The 17664-nt window shown below is 71.3% G+C and carries 14 protein-coding genes; 3 read left to right on the plus strand and 11 right to left on the minus strand.

The genetic code is table 11. From position 1 onward, the window contains the following. The first annotated feature begins 167 nt into the window (after nucleotides 1-167). Entirely contained in the window at nucleotides 168-947 is a 780-nt protein-coding gene (locus tag ACWD11_RS21565; protein ID WP_451284792.1) for a serine protease, read from the plus strand. Nucleotides 948-996: 49 nt separating this feature from the next. Here the strand turns inward: ACWD11_RS21565 and ACWD11_RS21570 are convergent, their stop codons facing one another. From ACWD11_RS21570 to ureA, 7 genes are all read right to left on the minus strand, one after another. Continuing rightward, nucleotides 997-2358 (minus strand): hypothetical protein, encoded by a 1362-nt coding sequence (locus ACWD11_RS21570; protein WP_389414787.1) that lies wholly within the window; start codon nucleotides 2356-2358, stop codon nucleotides 997-999. 75 nt (nucleotides 2359-2433) lie between these two features. Beyond that, complete coding sequence (cimA, locus tag ACWD11_RS21575; RefSeq protein WP_389414788.1) at nucleotides 2434-4038, minus strand: citramalate synthase; 1605 nt, start codon at nucleotides 4036-4038, stop codon at nucleotides 2434-2436. A 323-nt stretch (nucleotides 4039-4361) separates the two neighbouring features. After that, nucleotides 4362-5609, minus strand: coding sequence for a TolB family protein (locus ACWD11_RS21580; RefSeq protein ID WP_451284794.1), 1248 nt, complete (start codon nucleotides 5607-5609; stop codon nucleotides 4362-4364). A gap of 130 nt (nucleotides 5610-5739) precedes the next feature. Further along, the gene (locus ACWD11_RS21585; protein ID WP_389414790.1) at nucleotides 5740-6339 is read right to left on the minus strand and encodes a TetR/AcrR family transcriptional regulator; all 600 of its coding nucleotides are present in this window, start codon (nucleotides 6337-6339) and stop codon (nucleotides 5740-5742) included. Between the two features lie 10 nt (nucleotides 6340-6349). Beyond that, nucleotides 6350-7369: an agmatine deiminase family protein gene (locus ACWD11_RS21590; RefSeq protein ID WP_389414791.1), complete on the minus strand. Its 1020-nt coding sequence runs from the start codon at nucleotides 7367-7369 to the stop codon at nucleotides 6350-6352. A gap of 8 nt (nucleotides 7370-7377) precedes the next feature. Then, entirely contained in the window at nucleotides 7378-9090 is a 1713-nt protein-coding gene (locus tag ACWD11_RS21595) for an urease subunit alpha (RefSeq protein ID WP_389414792.1), read from the minus strand. Next, complete coding sequence (ureA, locus tag ACWD11_RS21600) at nucleotides 9087-9782, minus strand: urease subunit gamma (protein WP_389414793.1); 696 nt, start codon at nucleotides 9780-9782, stop codon at nucleotides 9087-9089. Before ureA ends, ACWD11_RS21595 begins: the two co-directional genes overlap by 4 nt. A 147-nt stretch (nucleotides 9783-9929) precedes the next feature. Between ureA and ACWD11_RS21605 the strand changes: the two genes are divergently transcribed. After that, nucleotides 9930-11387 (plus strand): cytosine permease, encoded by a 1458-nt coding sequence (locus ACWD11_RS21605; RefSeq protein WP_451284797.1) that lies wholly within the window; start codon nucleotides 9930-9932, stop codon nucleotides 11385-11387. A 15-nt stretch (nucleotides 11388-11402) separates the two neighbouring features. Here the strand turns inward: ACWD11_RS21605 and ACWD11_RS21610 are convergent, their stop codons facing one another. After that, entirely contained in the window at nucleotides 11403-12491 is a 1089-nt protein-coding gene (locus ACWD11_RS21610) for a branched-chain amino acid aminotransferase (RefSeq protein ID WP_451284799.1), read from the minus strand. Nucleotides 12492-12734: 243 nt separating this feature from the next. Further along, complete coding sequence (locus ACWD11_RS21615) at nucleotides 12735-13787, minus strand: 3-isopropylmalate dehydrogenase (protein ID WP_389414796.1); 1053 nt, start codon at nucleotides 13785-13787, stop codon at nucleotides 12735-12737. A 142-nt stretch (nucleotides 13788-13929) separates the two neighbouring features. Between ACWD11_RS21615 and ACWD11_RS21620 the strand changes: the two genes are divergently transcribed. Beyond that, a complete protein-coding gene (locus ACWD11_RS21620) occupies nucleotides 13930-15489 on the plus strand; it encodes a purple acid phosphatase family protein (RefSeq protein ID WP_451284801.1) in 1560 nt (519 codons plus the stop codon). A gap of 51 nt (nucleotides 15490-15540) precedes the next feature. Here the strand turns inward: ACWD11_RS21620 and ACWD11_RS21625 are convergent, their stop codons facing one another. Further along, on the minus strand, nucleotides 15541-15669 hold the full coding sequence (locus ACWD11_RS21625) for a hypothetical protein (RefSeq protein WP_389414798.1): 129 nt from the start codon (nucleotides 15667-15669) through the stop codon (nucleotides 15541-15543). A 296-nt stretch (nucleotides 15670-15965) separates the two neighbouring features. Beyond that, nucleotides 15966-17597, minus strand: coding sequence for an L-glutamate gamma-semialdehyde dehydrogenase (gene pruA / locus ACWD11_RS21630; RefSeq protein ID WP_451284803.1), 1632 nt, complete (start codon nucleotides 17595-17597; stop codon nucleotides 15966-15968). Nucleotides 17598-17664: the final 67 nt, after the last annotated feature.

A 17664-nucleotide genomic window follows, 5' to 3' on the forward strand; every position in this document is an offset into this window, starting at 1 on the left:
GATAAGCGTCCTGGACGAGTCCGCTCTGTCCTCGATGACGCATGGCTGGATATCCCCTCTTGTGCTCGCGCGCACGGCGTTCTCATAATCCGAGCCATAGTTTGACGTGTCCGCGACAATCTTGCGGCCGCGGTACGCCTCCACCGAACCCCACGGAAGGCACCCCCTTGAAGTCTCTCCTCAAGGCGCTCAAGAGATGCGCCGTCGCGGCCACGGCCGCGCTCGCCGTCGCCAGCCTCCAGCCCGTGTCCGCCGCGCAGGCGGCCCCTGCCCCCGTCGTCGGCGGAACCCGCGCCGCGCAGGGCGAGTTCCCGTTCATGGTGCGGCTCTCGATGGGCTGCGGCGGCGCCCTTTACACCCAGCAGATCGTGCTCACCGCCGCGCACTGCGTGGGCCGTACCGGCGCCAACACCAGCATCACCGCCACCGCCGGCGTCGTGGACCTGCAGTCCAGCAGCCGGATCCAGGTGCGCTCCACCTACGTCTACCGCGCCCCCGGCTACAACGGCGACGGCAAGGACTGGGCGCTCATCAAGCTCGCCCAGCCGATCAACCTGCCCACGCTGAAGATCGCCACGACCACGCAGTACAACACCGGCACCTTCACCGTGGCCGGCTGGGGCGCGGCCACCGAGGGCGGCTCCCAGCAGCGCTACCTGCTCAAGGCGACCGTGCCGTTCGTGAGTGACGCGACCTGCCGCTCGTACAGCGGCTACAGCGGTCTCATCGCGAGCGAGGAGATCTGCGCGGGCTACACCGCGGGCGGCGTCGACACCTGCCAGGGCGACTCCGGTGGCCCCATGTTCCGCCGGGACGCGGCGAACCAGTGGATCCAGGTCGGCATCGTCAGCTGGGGCATCGGCTGCGCCCGCCCCAACGCCCCCGGTGTCTACACCGAGGTCTCCACCTTCGCCTCCGCCATCGCCTCGGCGGCGGCCGGGCTCTGAGTCCTGACGCACGAGGGGCGCGTACGACCCGTACGCGCCCCATCTTTCGTCAGAACCCGCCGCCGCCGAAGTCCCCGCCGCCCCCGAAGTCGCCGCCGCCGAAGTCCCCGCCGCCGAAGCCGCCCGTGAAGTCGTCCGAGGCGAAGTCGGCGCCCGAGACGTCACCGCCCTCGTAGCCGCCGCCGAAGTCGCCGTAACCGGCCCCGTAGTCGGCGGCGTAGGCGGGGCTCGCCATCATGCCGCCGAGCATCGTGCCGATGAGCAGGCCCGGGAGGAGGCCGCCGCCGAAGTAGCCGCCGGCATAGGGGCCGTAGGCGGGTCCGGCGTCCCAGTAGGGACGGCGGGCGCCGGTGTCGGTGGTGACCTCGCGGATCATCGGGTCCTGGCCGTCGGCGAGGCGGGCCTCGTCAGCCGCGCAGACCGGGACCTCGCGGGTGGCGCCGCCGGACGGTGTCCAGGTCACGTCGGCGACCGAGGGGCCGTGCCGGGGGTCGAAGAAGCAGGGCGGCCGGCGGTCGGGCAGCGGGCGGCCCTCGCGGCGGGCGGCGAGCACGGCCAGCGCGTGGCGGCCGTCCTCCAGGGCCTGGGTGACGCCCTTGACCTCCTCCGGCCTGGTCGCCGCGGCCATCAGGCGCTTGGCCTGTTCGTAGGAGTCCAGGGCGTGTTCGTAGTCGGTGCGCATCGCGTCGTCGGCGCCGGGCTCGCCGGGGTGGAAGTCCAGGCGGTCCAGTTCCTCGCCGAACGCGGTGATGTCCTCGTCGACCACCACCCGCAGCTTCTCCAGCGCGGCCCGCTGTTCCCGCTCGTGCGCGAGGCGCCGGCGCCGGACCAGCGTGTAGGCGCCCGCGCCGCCCGCCGCCAGGACCACTCCGGTGGTGACCAGACCGGCGACCGGCACACCGGCGTCGGTCGTGGAACCCCAGGAGGAGGGTGCGGAGCCGCCCACGTTGTTCAGGGCGGCGTCGACGAAGTCGTTCAGCTGGGCCTTGACGTCGTCGGTGCCCCGTACGGACGTCACCAGGTTGTTCACTCCCTGTCGGCTCAGCACCGAGGAGTCGGCCCGGGCACCGAAGCGGTCACCGCTGCGCACCGCGTACAGGCCGGTGATCCCGGTCTCGGTACGCAGGTTCAGGAAGAGGTCCCGCTCGGGCTGGTCGGCCGGGAGGACGGCGACGAAGACGGGTTTGCCGGCGTCCCTGATCTTGTCGGCGAGCGCCTCGGCGTCCGCGGACGAGAGCTGGTCGGAGGCGGCGGGGTCCACGTAGACGGGGTCTTCGCGCAGGGCCTCGGCGACCGTCGACGGGTCCGCGGCCGCGAACGCGCCGGGCGCGCCGGTCGTCAGCACCGCCAGCGTGGCGGCGACCGGGACGAGGGCCCACCGGACAAGGCCCCGGAGCAACGGAGTCCTCATACCTCGACGCTACCTGACGAAACGGGCAAACGTACCGGGCCCGGGGAAGCCAATCCCGCCGGGCCCGGTACCTGCCTACTGCGCCGGCTCCACTCCCGCCCGCAGCAATCCGTAGGTGTACGCGTCCTCCAGTGCCTGCCAGGACGCCGCGATGACGTTCTCCGCCACGCCTACCGTGGACCACTCACCGGTGCCGTCGGAGGTGGAGATCAGGACGCGGGTGGTGGACTGGGTGCCGTGGACGCCCTCCAGGATGCGGACCTTGTAGTCGACCAGGTCCAGCTTGGCGAGCTGGGGGTAGATCTTCTCCAGGCCGACGCGCAGGGCGCGGTCCAGGGCGTTGACCGGGCCGTTGCCCTCCGCCGTGGCGACGATGCGCTCGCCCTTGGCGAAGAGCTTCACGGTGGCCTCGTTGGCGTGGCTGCCGTCGGGGCGGTCCTCCACGATCGCGCGCCAGGACTCGACGCCGAAGTACTTCAAGGGCTTGCCCTCGACCTCGGCGCGCAGCAGGAGTTCGAAGGACGCGTCCGCCGCCTCGTAGGTGTAGCCCTTGAGTTCGCGCTCCTTCACCCGCTCGACGACCCGGCCGACCAGCTCCCGGTCGCCGCCCAGATCGACGCCGAGCTCCTTGCCCTTGAGCTCGACGGAGGCGCGGCCCGCCATGTCGGAGACCAGCATCCGCATGGTGTTGCCGACCTGCTCGGGGTCGATGTGCTGGTACAGGTCCGGGTCGACCTTGATCGCGGAGGCGTGCAGGCCCGCCTTGTGGGCGAAGGCCGAGACGCCGACGTAGGGCTGGTGGGTGGAGGGGGTGAGGTTCACGACCTCGGCGATGGCGTGGGAGATCCGGGTCATCTCCCGCAGGTGCCCGTCGGGGAGGACCTTCTTGCCGTACTTCAGCTCCAGCGCGGCCACGACCGGGAACAGGTTGGCGTTGCCCACGCGTTCGCCGTAGCCGTTCGCCGTGCACTGGACGTGCGTCGCGCCCGCGTCCACCGCGGCGAGGGTGTTGGCGACCGCGCAGCCGGTGTCGTCCTGGGTGTGGATGCCGAGCCGGGCGCCGGTGTCGGCCAGCACCGTCGAGACGACCGCCTGGACCTGCGCCGGGAGCATGCCGCCGTTGGTGTCGCAGAGGATCACGACGTCGGCGCCCGCCTCCGAGGCCGTACGGACGACGGCCTTGGCGTACTCGGGGTTGGCGCGGTAGCCGTCGAAGAAGTGCTCGCAGTCGACGAAGACCCGGCGGCCCTGTTCCGCCAGGAACGACACCGTGTCCCGGACCATCTCCAGGTTCTCGTCCAGGGTGGTGCGCAGCGCGAGTTCCACATGCCGGTCATGGGACTTGGCGACCAGCGTGATGACCGGGGCGCCCGACTCCAGCAGCGCCCTGACCTGCGGGTCGTCCGCTGCCTTGGCGCCTGCCCGGCGGGTGGCGCCGAAGGCGACCAGCTGCGCGTGCCGGAAGTGGATCTCCCGCTGGGCGCGGGCGAAGAACTCGGTGTCCCGCGGGTTGGCGCCGGGCCAGCCGCCCTCGATGAAGCCCACGCCGAAGTCGTCCAGGTGCCGTGCGATGGCCAGCTTGTCCGCGACGGTGAGGTTGATCCCCTCGCGCTGCGCGCCGTCGCGCAGGGTGGTGTCGAAGACGTGGAACGAGTCGTCGAGTTCGCTGGTTTCCGTCATGGTCTGAAGGCTCCTGAGGTCTGGATCTCGGTCTGTACCGGAATGACCGGCTCCACCGTCCTCCAATGATCCCTCGCGCTGCGGTCCCGGCTGCAGGTGGGCCAGAAATGCGAAAAACCCCTCGCGGGTGCGAGAGGTCTGCGCGCGGGTCGAGAACGACGGTGTCCGCCCGTACCTGGTCGTACGTGGCGGTCACTGCGGACCGGCGCGCCTGCTGCCAATAATCATGGCGAACGAGAGCACGGGGGCAGTCTGGCACAGACCGCCCCCGCGCTCACCGCCGTCTCACAATGCGAACCCCTTGCTGGTCACCGCGGCCGGAGTCACCGCAGCCGGAAGAGGAAGCCGTCGCCCGCCGCATTGGTGTCGCCGGGGACGAGTTCGGACGAGACGGAGTGGACGGACAGCAGCCGCCCGTCCCGGGCGAACCCGCTGGGTGCCGCGTACCCCTCGGTCTGCGGTCCGCCCGCCAGGGTGCGGGTGACGAGCTGGGTACGGCCGGTCCGCAGATCCCGGACATGGACGTTCTCCGCGACGACCTCGTCGCCCGACCGGGTCTCGGTGGTGTAGGCGAGACGGCTGCCGTCGGGGCTGAGCAGACCGGCGCCGAGCCCGCCCGCGCCGTCGTGGGTGATCCACCGGGTCGCCCCGGTGCGGCTGTCGTACAGGTAGAGCTCCCAGGTGTACTCCGGCGCCTCGGGAACCACGCTCTCGTCGAAGGAGGTGTACGAGACGAACCGGCCGTCCGCCGAGAGCGTCGCGCCCGCCGGGCTGCCGTCGGTGGGCTCGCCCGCGACCGCGTTCACCAGCTTCTGCTCCCCGGTGCCCAGGTCGACGTGCCACAGCTCGTGCCGCCCGCCGCGCGGGTGCCGCTGCACATAGGCCAGGTGGCTGCCGTCGGCGCTCAGGGTGACGCTCGGGACGTACCAGTCCGCCGGGATGCGGTCGCTGACCCGCTGGACGGTGCCGGTGCGGCGGTCGACGACGTAGGCGAGGGTCTGGTCGCTCGCGGCCCCCTCCATCCGCTGCGCCGAGGCACCGAAGGCGACGTACCGGCCGTCGGCCGACATGTCGAAGGTGTCGAACGCCCAGGCGGAGCCGCCGTCGGCGCCGACGCTGACCCGTTCCGTGCGGCCGGTGCTGCGGTCGTGGACGTAGACGTCCTCCACATGGCCGGCGGGCGGTCCGGAGGGCCACTCGGCGAGGTTCTTCGCCGAGGACATGAAGGCGACGTACCGGCCGTCGGCGCTGATCTCCGCCTGGTGGCTGCCCGAACCCCCCTCCGCCTGGCTCCCGTCCGAGGCGACGTTGACCCGCTCCACGGTGCCGCGGCGCAGATCGCGGACGAACACATCGCTTTGGCCGTTGGTGTCCCCCGGCACCACGTCCGGATCCGCCGAGACGAACGCGGCATGGCGCCCGTCCGCGGTGAGCGCCGCGCCGCCCGACCCCGTCCCGATCTGTTCCCCCGCCGCCGTCAGCGTGATCCTCTCGGGCCCGGGCTTCGGCGCCGGCGCCGCCGATGTCGCCGACAGGGCGACCATCGCCCCCGCGAGCACGGCGACGGACACCCCACGCATGGTTCTGAGCACGTTTCCCCCGTGATGCTTCCCCCGGCCCTGCGCCAGGGCTTGCGTCGAGACAAACGCACCACGCGACACCGCGTCAATCCGCCGAATTGAGTACAACCCGGGCGTACCGTCAAGCGTCCGCGAGGAGGCCTTCGCGGAGGAACTCCTGTACGTGGCCGAGAACTTGCGCCCGGTCGGTGCCGCGCAGCCCGATCGCCACGTGGATGGAGAAGCCGTCGAGGAGGGCCCGGAGGCGGGCCGCGAAACGGTCCGGGTCGACCGGGCGGAACTCTCCCCGGGAGACCCCCTCGGCCAGCAGGGCGACCAGGTCGCGGTGCCAGGCGCCCTCGATCGCGGCCTGCCGGTCCCGGGCGGTGTCGTCGGCGTTCTGCGAGCGGTTCCAGACCTCCAGCCACAGCGTCCAGTGCGGGTCGCGATGGCCGTCCGGGACGTACAGGTCGACATACGCATCGAGCCGTTCCCGGACCGGGCCGGTCCCGGTCAGCAGCCGGCCGCGCTCGGCGCCGAGCCGGCCCTCGCTCCACTCCAGGGTCTGCAGCAGCAGTTCGTCCTTGGAGCCGAAGTAGTAGAGCAGATGGCCACTGCTCATCCCGACCTCACGGCCGAGCGCCGCCATGGTGAGCTTCTCCAGACCGCGCTCGGCGATCATCTCCATGGCGGCGACGAGGACGTCCTCCCGCGGCGGCGCGTGCTTGCGCGCACCGGCCATCCGACGGCTCCTAGATCTTCGGCTGCTGCTGGGTGATGCAGTGGATGCCTCCACCGCCCGCGAAAATGGTACGGGCGTCCACCAGCGTCACCGTCCGCTCGGGGAACAGCCGCCGGAAGATCCCGGCCGCGATCTCGTCGCGGGGGTCGTCGAAGGCGCACAGGACGACTCCGCCGTTGCAGAGGTAGTGGTTGATGTAGGAGTAGTCGACCCAGTCGCCCTCCTCGTCCTTGAGGACGGTGGGCGCGGGGATCTCGACGACCTCCAGGCGGCGGCCCTTCGCGTCGGTCTGGCCGCGCAGGATCTCCAGGTACTGCCGGGACCGGGCGTGGTCCGGGTGGTCCGGGTTCTGCTGGCTGTGCACGACGACGGTGCCGGGCCGGGCGAACGCCGCGACGATGTCGACGTGGCCCTGGGTGCCGTACATGCCGTAGTCGCCGGCCAGGCCGTGCGGGAGCCAGATCGCCTTGCTGGTGCCGAGCTTGGCGTGGATCTCCGCCTCGACCTGCTCCCGGGTCCAGTCGGGGTTGCGGCCCGCGCCGAGCTGGACGGTGTCGGTCAGCAGGACCGTGCCCTCGCCGTCGACGTGGATCGCGCCGCCCTCGTTGACCAGCGTCGAGGGCAGGACGGGGACCCCCGCCAGATCCGCCACATGCCGGGCGATCTTGGAGTCGTGCTCCCAGCGGGCCCAGTCCTGGCCGCCCCAGCCGTTGAACACCCAGTCCACGGCGGCCAGTCGGCCCTCCTCGTCCTTGACGAAGGTGGGGCCGATGTCGCGCATCCACGCGTCGTCGAGCTCCCGCTCGGCCAACTCGATGTCCGGGCCGAGCAGTTCGCGCGCCGAGTCGCCCTGTCCTGGTCCGTGCACCACCGTCACCGGCTCGAAGCGGCGTACCGCGCGGGCCACGGACGCCCAGGCGGCGCGGGCCTCGGCCAGCTCCTCCTCGGTGGTGAAGGTGGGGTTGGGGCCGGGCCAGGCCATCCAGGTGCGCTCGTGCGGAGCCCACTCGGGGGGCATACGGAAGGTCATCTCAGGTCCTAGAGGAAGTAGAGGCGGTTCAGGGAGACCGAGTCGGCCGGTTCGGAGCGCAGGGGCTCTCCGTCGAGGGTGACGAGCCCGGTGCGCTGGTCGACGTCGACGGCTCCGGTACGGGAGTTCAGGCGCAGGTCGGCCGGTCCGATGCCGCGGGTGCCGCGGACGGCGACCCGGCGGCGCCGGGTGGGCATGGTGTCGTGGCCCTGGTCGAGGGCGGCCTGGGCGACGAAGGCGACGGAGATCTCGGCGGGAGTGGCGCCGTGCGCGCCGAACTGCGGGCCCAGGACGAGGGGTTCGCAGGTGTCGGTGGCCGCGTTGGGGTCACCGGTCACCCCGTAGGCGGGGAAGCCGGACTTCAGCACCAGCTGCGGTTTGGCGCCGAAGTACTCGGGGCGCCAGAGCACGATGTCGGCGAGCTTGCCGACCTCGAGCGAACCGACCTCGTGCGCGAGCCCGTGGGCGATGGCCGGGTTGATGGTCAGCTTGGCCATGTAGCGCAGGACGCGCTCGTTGTCGTGGCCGACGCCGGGGTCGCCCAGCTCGGCCTTCATCTTGCCGGCCATGGCGAACGTACGGCGGACGGTCTCACCGGCGCGGCCCATGCCCTGCGCGTCGGAGGAGGTGATGCCGATCGCGCCCAGGTCGTGCAGCACGTCCTCGGCGCCCATGGTCCCGGCGCGGATGCGGTCGCGGGCCATGGCGGCGTCGCCGGGCAGGTCCGTCTTCAGATCGTGGACGGAGACGATCATGCCGTAGTGCTCGGCGACCGCGTCCCGCCCGAAGGGCAGCGTGGGGTTGGTCGAGGAGCCGATGACGTTCGGGACACCCGCCATCTTCAGCACGTTGGGCACGTGTCCGCCGCCACAGCCCTCGATGTGGAAGGCGTGGATGGTGCGGCCCTCCAGCACCCGCAGGGTGTCCTCGACCGACAGGCACTCGTTCAGGCCGTCGCTGTGCAGGGCGACCTGGACGTCGTGCTCCTCCGCCACGCGCAGCGCGGTGTCCAGCGCCCGGGTGTGCGCGCCCATGTCCTCGTGCACCTTGAAGCCGGACGCGCCGCCCTCGGCGAGCGCCTCCACCAGCGGCGCGCCGTCGGAGGACGAACCCCGCCCGAGGAAGCCGATGTTGACCGGCCAGGCGTCGAAGGCGCCGAAGGCGTGCTTCAGTGCCCACGGGGAGTTCACGCCGACGCCCCACACGGGCCCGAACTCCTGCCCGATGACCGTGGTGACGCCGGAGGCCAGCGAGGCCTCCATGATGCGCGGTGACAGCAGATGGACATGGGTGTCGACGGCACCGGCGGTGGCGATCAGCCCCTCGCCGGACACGATGGACGTACCGGTGCCGACCACGACGTCGACCCCGTCGAGCGTGTCCGGGTTCCCGGCCCGCCCGATCGAGCTGATCCGGCCCTCGCGGATGCCGATGGAGACCTTCCGGATGCCCTGGACGGCGTCGATCACCACGACATTGCTGATGACGACGTCGCAGGTCTCCCGGACGGCGGCGGCCTTGAGATGGATCCCGTCGCGGGCGGTCTTGCCGAACCCGGCCAGGAACTCGTCGCCGTGGCGCTGGGAGTCGGACTCGATCTTGACGGTGAGGCCGGAGTCGCCGAGGCGGATCCGGTCGCCCGCGCGGGGGCCGTGGGTGGCGGCGTACTCGTACGGCGTGAGGCGGCGGGCCTCGGCGGGGTGGCCTCCGGGGCGGCTCATCGGGCGGCCTCCTCTCCGGGGACGCCCAGATATCCGCAGGCGGCGGCCCTGCGCAGGGCCTCTTCCCTGGCTCCCGGCGCGTCCAGCGGCCCGTCGACGAGCCCGGCGAAGCCGATCGCGATCCGGGCACCGCCGATCGGCACCAGGCCGACCTCGGCGCTCTCGCCCGGCCCGAAGCGCACGGAGGACCCGGCGGGGACCGCGAGCCGCATGCCGTAGGCCCGCTGGCGGTCGAAGTCGAGGCGCGGGTTCGCCTCGAAGAAGTGGAAGTGGGAGGTGACGGAGACCGGCACGGCGGCCGTGTTGGTGACCGGAAGACGCACGGCGGCCGCGGGCTCGGGGTGCTCGGGGCCGGGCAGCAGCGCGCCGGGCGCCTCGGCTCCGAGCCCGGCGCCGATCGGGTCGGAGACGACCGCGAGCCGGGAGCCGTCGTCGAAGACCGCCTCCACGTGCACCTCGGTGACCACGTCCGCGACCCCGGGCAGCACATCGTCCGGGCCGAGCACCGAGCGGGCGGCCTCGACGGCCTCGGCCAGCCGCCGGCCGTCCCGGGCCGCCTCACAGACGGTGTCCGCGATCAGGGCGGTGGCCTCCGGCACGTTCAGCCGCAGACCGCGGGCCCGGCGGGCACGGGCCAGCTCGGCGGCTCCGAAGAGCAGCAGCCGGTCACGTTCCGTGGGAGTCAGTCTCATGACGCGGGCACCTCCTTGCCTTCCAGTCGTTAGAACAACACTCTAAACATCAGATTCGTACGAGGGAAACATTGACGTGCCAGCTCCGGAAACGTCACATTGAGCGTCGCTCTAACTTCTCAGGCGGCCGATCAAGGGAGACCAGCCATGCCGATGGAACGGCGCGGAGTCGACACCATCCCCGACGAGGAACGCACCAGCGGACCCCGTGACCTCGTCTCGATCCTGGTGGGGTCGAATCTCTGCCTCGGCGTGATCATCTTCGGGTGGCTGCCGCCGTCCTTCGGCCTCGGCTGGTGGGCGTCGGTCAGCTCGATCCTGGTGGGCACGGCGGTCGGCGTCGCCCTCACCGCGCCGCTCGCCCTGATCTCCCTGCGCACGGCGACGAACCTGTCGACCTCCTCCGGCGCCCAGTTCGGGGTGCGCGGCCGGCTGGTCGGCTCGGTGGTCGGCCTGCTGCTCGCCCTCGGCTACACCGCGCTGACCGTGTGGATCGGCGGCGACGTGATGCTCGGCGTCCTGACCCGCCTGTTCGGCGTCCCCGCAAGCGACCTCTCCTACGGCCTGGTCTACGGCCTGCTCGCCGCGGCGACGGTCACCGGCGCGGTCTACGGCTACCGCGTGCTGCTCGCCCTGTCCCGCGTCCTCGCGGTCGGCATGACAGTCCTGCTGCTGCTCGGCGTCCTCGCCTACGCCCCCGACTTCACGACCGCCGCGCTCCCCGAGGCCGGCGGCTATCTGCTGGGCGGGTTCTGGCCGACGTGGCTGCTGGCCGCGGTGGCCGCGGGCCTGTCGGGCCCCATCGCCTTCATCACCCTGCTCGGCGACTACACCCGCTACATCTCCCCGGCCCGCCACTCCTCCCGCAAGGTCCTGCACGCCACCTGGCTCGGGCTCGCCCTCGGCCTGCTCGTCCCGCAGCTCTTCGGCACCTTCACGGCGTACGCGGCCGGCGCGGCCCTCGACTACGCCGGTCCCCTCGTGGACGCGGCCCCCACCTGGTACCTGGTCCCGCTGCTGCTCGCCGCCTCCGCGGGCTCGGTCGGCAACGCGGGTCTGATGCTCTACTCCATGGGCCTCGACCTGGACGCCATCCTGCCGCGCGCCTCCCGGGCGACCGCCACTTACACGGTCGCGGTTCTCGCCACGGTCTGCGTCTTCGTCGGCCACTACGTCTCCACCGCCCAGGACGCGATGACCTCCTTCGTCCTGCTGCTGACGGCGATCGGCACACCGTGGGCGGTCATCACCCTGATCGGCTTCGCGCGCTGCCGGGGGGTGTACGACGCGGAGGCCCTCCAGGTCTTCAACCGCCGTGCGCGGGGCGGGATCTACTGGTTCACCGGCGGCTGGAACATCCCGGCGACGGTGTCCTGGGCGCTGGGGGCGACGGTCGGCGTGCTCGCGGTGGCGCTGCCGTCGTACGAGGGTCCGCTGCTCGCGCTGACCGGCGGGGTGGACTGCAGCTTCCTGCTGTCGGGCGCGGTGGGAGGCGCGCTGTACCTGACGCTCACGGCCCGGGAGAGCACGAAGGCCGCCGTGGACCCGCGGTCCACGACGGCCTTGGCGAACAACGAGGTCCAGGAGCCCGCGACGCCGGGATGATCCGAACGGGAAGGCCTAGGCGAGCCGGTGCATCCAACCGTGCTCGTCCTCGGCGGTGCCGCGCTGGATGTCCAGGAGGGCCCGGCGCAGCCGCATGGTGACCTCGCCGGGCTCCCCGCCCGACTGCGTCCACTCCGCGCCGGTCCGCTTCACCGTGCCGACCGGCGTGATGACGGCGGCCGTACCGCAGGCGAACACCTCGGTCAGGGTGCCGTTCTCGGAGTCGCGCTGCCACTGGTCGACGGAGATCCGGCCCTCCTCGGCCTCGTAGCCGAGGTCACGGGCGACGGAGAGCAGCGAGTCGCGCGTGACGCCCTCCAGGATGGACCCGGTGAGGGCCGGCGTGACGATCTTGTCGCCGTACACGAAGTACAGGTTCATGCCGCCGAGCTCCTCGACCCACTTGCGCTCGACCGCGTCGAGGTAGCAGACCTGGGCGCAGCCCTTCGCGGCGGCCTCCGCCTGGGCGAGCAGGGACGCGGCGTAGTTGCCGCCGGTCTTGGCGTAGCCCATGCCGCCGGGCACCGCGCGGACGTGGTCCTCGGAGACCCAGATGGAGACCGGCTGCACGCCGCCCGGGAAGTAGGCGCCGGCCGGGGAGGCGATGACGAGGAAGAGGTAGTCGTTGGCCGGCTTCACACCGAGCCCGACCTCCGTCGCGATCATGAACGGACGCAGGTACAGCGACTCCTCGCCGCCGTGCTCCGGGACCCAGGCCACGTCCTGCGCGACGAGCGCGTCGCACGCCTCGATGAAGGTCTCGACCGGAAGCTCGGGCATGCCGAGGCGGCGGGCGGACTCCTGGAAGCGCTTGGCGTTCTTGTCCGGGCGGAAGGTGGCGACGGTGCCGTCGGGCTGACGGTAGGCCTTCAGGCCCTCGAAGATCTCCTGCGCGTAGTGCAGCACCATGCTGGCCGGGTCGAGGGAGATCGCCGCGTACGGGACGAGCTGACCGTCGTGCCAGCCGCGGCCCTCGGTCCACTTGATGGTCACCATGTGGTCGGTGAAGTGGCGGCCGAACCCCGGGTTGGCCAGGATCGCCGCGCGCTCGGCGTCGGCGAGCGGGCTGGCGGAGGGCTTGAGCTCGATCGTGGGCGTCGTCATGAGTGGTTGTCCTTCACCGGTTTTGGTTGTGGCGGGCCGCGGTCGCGCCAGTACTGTCAGTGGCCAGTGCTAGGACGTCCGAGCATTCCCTCATTCCGCGGCTCCGCGTTCGATTATCGCGCGCGGGGAGCCGTGGAAGAAACGGCGTGAATGCGGCCCAGGGGTTGATGGTGACACCCGGCGGGGACATGCGGAAGCCGCCGGGTGCTGGAGAGACCCGGCGGCTTCGAGTGGCGCGACGGGTCAGCCGGCTACTCGTACGGCGAGCGCGTCGCCGATCTCGGAGGTGCTGCGGGCGGGCTTGCCGACCCGCGCGGTCAGGTCGGCCGCGACCGCCTCGTCGATCCGGGCGGCCTCGGTGTCGTGGCCGAGGTGGCGCAGCATGAGCGCGACGGACAGGACCGTGGCGGTGGGGTCGGCCTTGCCCTGGCCCGCGATGTCGGGCGCGGAGCCGTGCACCGGCTCGAACATCGAGGGGTACTCGCCGGAGGGGTTGATGTTGCCGCTCGCGGCGACGCCGATGCCGCCGGAGACGGCCGCGGCGAGGTCGGTGATGATGTCGCCGAAGAGGTTGTCGGTGACGATGACGTCGAACCGCTCGGGCTGGGTGACCAGGTAGATGGTCGCGGCGTCGACGTGCATGTACTCGGTGGTGACGTCGGGGTACTCCGCGGCCACCCGGTTGAAGACGTCGGTCCACAGGTGACCGGCGAAGGCCAGCACGTTGTTCTTGTGGATCAGCGCGAGCTTCTTGCGCGGCCGGGCCTGGGCGCGGGCGAAGGCGTCCCGGACGACCCGCTCGACACCGAAGGCCGTGTTCACGGAGACCTCGGTGGCGACCTCGTGCGGGGTGCCCTTGCGGATGGTGCCGCCGTTGCCGGTGTAGGGGCCCTCGGTGCCCTCGCGGACGACCACGAAGTCGATGGCCGGCTGGCCCTTCAGGGGCGTCTCCACGCCCGGGAGGAGCTTCGACGGACGCAGGTTGACGTGGTGGTCGAAGAGGAAGCGGAGCTTGAGCAGGAAGCCGCGCTCCAGCACGCCGGACGGGACCGTGGGGTCACCGATCGCGCCGAGCAGGATGGCGTCGTGCTTCCTGAGCGCCTCGGCGTCGGCCTCGGTGAGGGTCTCACCGGTGGCGTGGTAGCGCCGGGCGCCGAAGTCGTACTCCTTGGTCTCCAGCTTCACATCCTGCGGGAGGACGGCGGAGAGGACCTTCAGGCCTTCGGCCACGACTTCCTGCCCGATGCCGTCACCGGGGATCACTGCCAGATTGAGGATGCGAGAGCTAGCCGACATGCGCAGCACCCTACTCCTCGTCCCATGGGATGACACGCCATGTCCGCGATGCGGACAGCCGAGCGGCGGCAACTCCATCGTGTCGGCTGCCGTTCACCCGTACGACCCACGGGTGTTGGGGTTCGCTGGGAAGTTCTCCGTCATGGACCTCCCCGACGTCGGAATTCCGCCGCGGCTCGCGCGCCAGATGAGCATGGCCGAGCAGTACGAGTACGCGCGCACCAAGCTGGCCCGACGCCGCGCGCTGGTGACGGCGGGCGCGGTGGCGGGCGGAGCGCTGACCGGCTGCTCGGGTGCGGGCACCACCGCCTCCTCGGCCCCGTCCCGGTCCGCGACCACGAAGGTGCCGGGTTCGGCGGTCAGGCCCTTCGGCCGCCATCTCGCCTTCGGCGCCGACCCGCGCACCCAGATGCGGATCTCCTGGCAGGTCCCGGCGGCGGTCGGGAAGCCGTACATACGCATCGGCGCCCGCCCGGACGAGCTGGGCCGCAAGGTGGAGGCCGAGATCCGCGCCCTGCACACGCCGGGCGTGGAGGGCGTACGCCTCGCACTGGAGCAGTACTACGTGCACGCGGCCCTGGACGACCTGCTGCCGGGCACGACGTACTACTACGGCGTGGGCCACGAGGGCTTCGACCCGGCCGCGCCCCCGCACCGCTCCACCGTCGCCTCCTTCCGTACCGCGCCCGCGAACCCGGAGTCCTTCGCGTTCACGGCCTTCGGCGACCAGGGCGTCAGCGACGCGGCCGAGGCCGGTGACCAGCTGCTGCTGCGTCAGGACCCGGCGTTCCATCTGCACGCAGGCGACATCTGCTACGCGAACGTCAAAGGCCGGGGCGAGGAATCGGACGGCTACGACCCCGGGTTCTGGGATCTGTTCCTCAAGCAGAACGAGCCGGTCGCCAAGACCGTGCCGTGGATGGTGACCACCGGCAACCACGACATGGAGGCCTGGTACTCCCCCGACGGCTACGGCGGCCAGGTGGCCCGCTTCAGCCTCCCGGAGAGCGGCTTCGACCCGCGGACCGCGCCGGGGGTGTACTCCTTCGTCTACGGCAACGTCGGCTTCGTGGCGCTGGACGCCAACGACGTGTCGTACGAGATCCCGGCGAACCTCGGGTACACCGGGGGCCGGCAGACGAGGTGGCTGGCCGGGCGGCTGCGGGAGCTGCGGGCGTCGGCGGCGGTGGACTTCGTCGTCGTCTTCTTCCACCACTGCACCTACTCGACGTCCACGCACGCCTCGGACGGCGGGGTGCGCGCCGAGTGGCTGCCGCTGTTCGCCGAGCACCGGGTGGATCTGGTGATCAACGGCCACAACCATGTCTACGAGCGGACCGACGCCATCAAGAACGGCGAGGTGGGCCGCCCGGTGCCGATCGGCGCGGCGACCGACCCGGCGCGGGACGGCACGGTGTACGTCACGGCCGGCGGAGGCGGCAAGGATCTGTACGGCTTCCCGGCGGGCGTCGAGGAGAGCTACGAGGGCCGGGTGAAGGACCGCGAGTCGGTGGACACCTTCCGGTGGACCAGGTCGCGGTCGGTGAAGCGGGAGACCGTGGAGTGGTCCCGCGTGCGCTACCGGGGCTTCTCGGTCCTGAAGGTGGAGGCGGTCAGCGGGGCCGGTGCGCGGCTGAAGGTGTCCGCCCTCGCCCACGACGGCAAGCGCGTCGACCATTTCGAGGTGCGGCGCGGCGCGTGAACCCCGCGCCGCACCTCGCGCGGGTGCGGCTCCCGGCGTGTGCGGTCCGGCTCAGTGGCCGGTGGCGCCGCCGTTGTCACGGCGGTCGAGCGCGCGCTGGAGGGCGGCGGCGGCGTTCTTGCGGTCGGACTCGCTGGAGCGGGGGAGGTGACGGACTCGGCGGGCGGTCGTCTCGGCCATGGGAAATCGACTCCTTCGAGAAACCTGGAGTGCGGAAGAGGGGTACGAGACTCCCCCACTGCCTAATGGGCGTGGGAGGTGCCCCCAGCGGGGAGCGGTGGCCGCAGGGGTTGCCTGCACGGGGCCCGGCTCACGACCGCCATTCGCTTGATCGAGCGAGACGTTCGGCTCCTACAAAGTTAAGGGAGCGGGACGCTTCTGTCTCCACAATTACTCGGACTTCCTACTATCTGAGACGGCAGGCACGCGAACGGGCCGGATCCCGAAGGACCCGGCCCGTTCGAGGCTGTCGGCGATCAGCCCATGTGCGGGTACGTGTAGTCGATCGGCGGGACCAGCGTCTCCTTGATCGCGCGGGTCAGCGTCCAGCGCATCAGGTTCTGCGGGGCGCCGGCCTTGTCGTTGGTGCCGGAGGCCCGCCCGCCGCCGAAGGGCTGCTGGCCGACGACGGCACCGGTCGACTTGTCGTTGATGTAGAAGTTGCCGGCCGCGTAGCGCAGCTTGTCCATGGTGTACGCGGTGGCCGCGCGGTCGCTGGAGATGACCGAGCCGGTGAGGGCGTAGTCGGAGGCGGACTCCATCTGGGTCAGCATCTGCTCGTACTTGTCGTCCTCGTAGACGTGCACGGCGAGGATCGGGCCGAAGTACTCGGTGGTGAACACCTCGTTCGCCGGGTCGTCGCACTCGATGACGGTCGGGCGGACGAAGTAACCCACCGAGTCGTCGTAGGAGCCGCCCGCCACGATCGTGCAGGACGGGTCGGACTTGGCGCGGTCGATGGCGGCCTTGTTCTTGGCGAAGGCACGCTCGTCGATGACGGCACCGATGAAGTTCGCCAGATCGGTGACGTCACCCATGGTGAGGTAGTCGACCTCGGCGGTGAACTCCTCCTTGAAACCGGAGTTCCAGATCGACGCCGGGATGTAGGCGCGGGAGGTCGCCGAGCACTTCTGGCCCTGGTATTCGAAGGCGCCGCGGGTCAGCGCGGTCTTCAGGATGGCGCGGTCGGCGCTCGGGTGGGCGACGACGAAGTCCTTGCCGCCGGTCTCGCCGACCATGCGCGGGTAGGTGCGGTACTTCTCGATGTTGTTGCCGACCGTCTTCCACAGGTACTGGAAGGTCTTGGTCGAGCCGGTGAAGTGGATACCGGCGAGATCGCGGTGCTCCAGGGCGACCTTGGAGACCTCGATGCCGTCACCGGTGACGAGGTTGATGACGCCCTTGGGCAGGCCCGCCTCCTCCAGCAGCTGCATCAGCAGCACGGCGGCGTGGGTCTGCGTCGGGGACGGCTTCCACACGACGACGTTGCCCATGAGCGCGGGGGCGGTGGGCAGGTTGCCCGCGATGGCCGTGAAGTTGAACGGTGTGATCGCGTAGACGAAGCCCTCCAGCGGGCGGTGGTCGAGCCGGTTCCACACGCCGGGGGAGTTCGCCGGGGGCTGCTCGGCGAGCAGGTCACGGGCGTACTTGACGTTGAAGCGCCAGAAGTCGACCAGCTCGCAGGGGGTGTCGATCTCGGCCTGCTGGGCGGTCTTGGACTGGCCGAGCATGGTGGAGGCGGCCAGCGTCTCGCGCCAGGGGCCGGCCAGCAGCTCGGCGGCGCGCAGGATGATCGCCGCGCGGTCGTCGAAGGACATCGCGCGCCAGGCCGGGGCGGCGGCGAGGGCGGCGTCGATGGCGTCCTGGGCGTCCTGCCGGGTGGCGTGGGCGAAGGTGCCGAGGCGGGCCTTGTGGTTGTGCGGCTGCACGACGTCGACACGCTCGCCGCCGCCCATCCGCTTCTCGCCGCCGATGGTCATCGGCAGGTCGATCGGGTTGTCGGCCAGCTCCTTGAGTTTGGCCTCCAGCCGGGCGCGCTCGGGCGAGCCGGGGGCGTAGCCGTGCACCGGCTCGTTGACGGGGGTGGGGACCTGGGTCACAGCGTCCATGAGATCCGTAACTCCTTGTACGTGAGCGGGTGTTTCGGGCTCAGCCCTTGGTGACCATCGAGCGGAC

Source organism: Streptomyces sp. NPDC002776, from assembly GCF_053592195.1.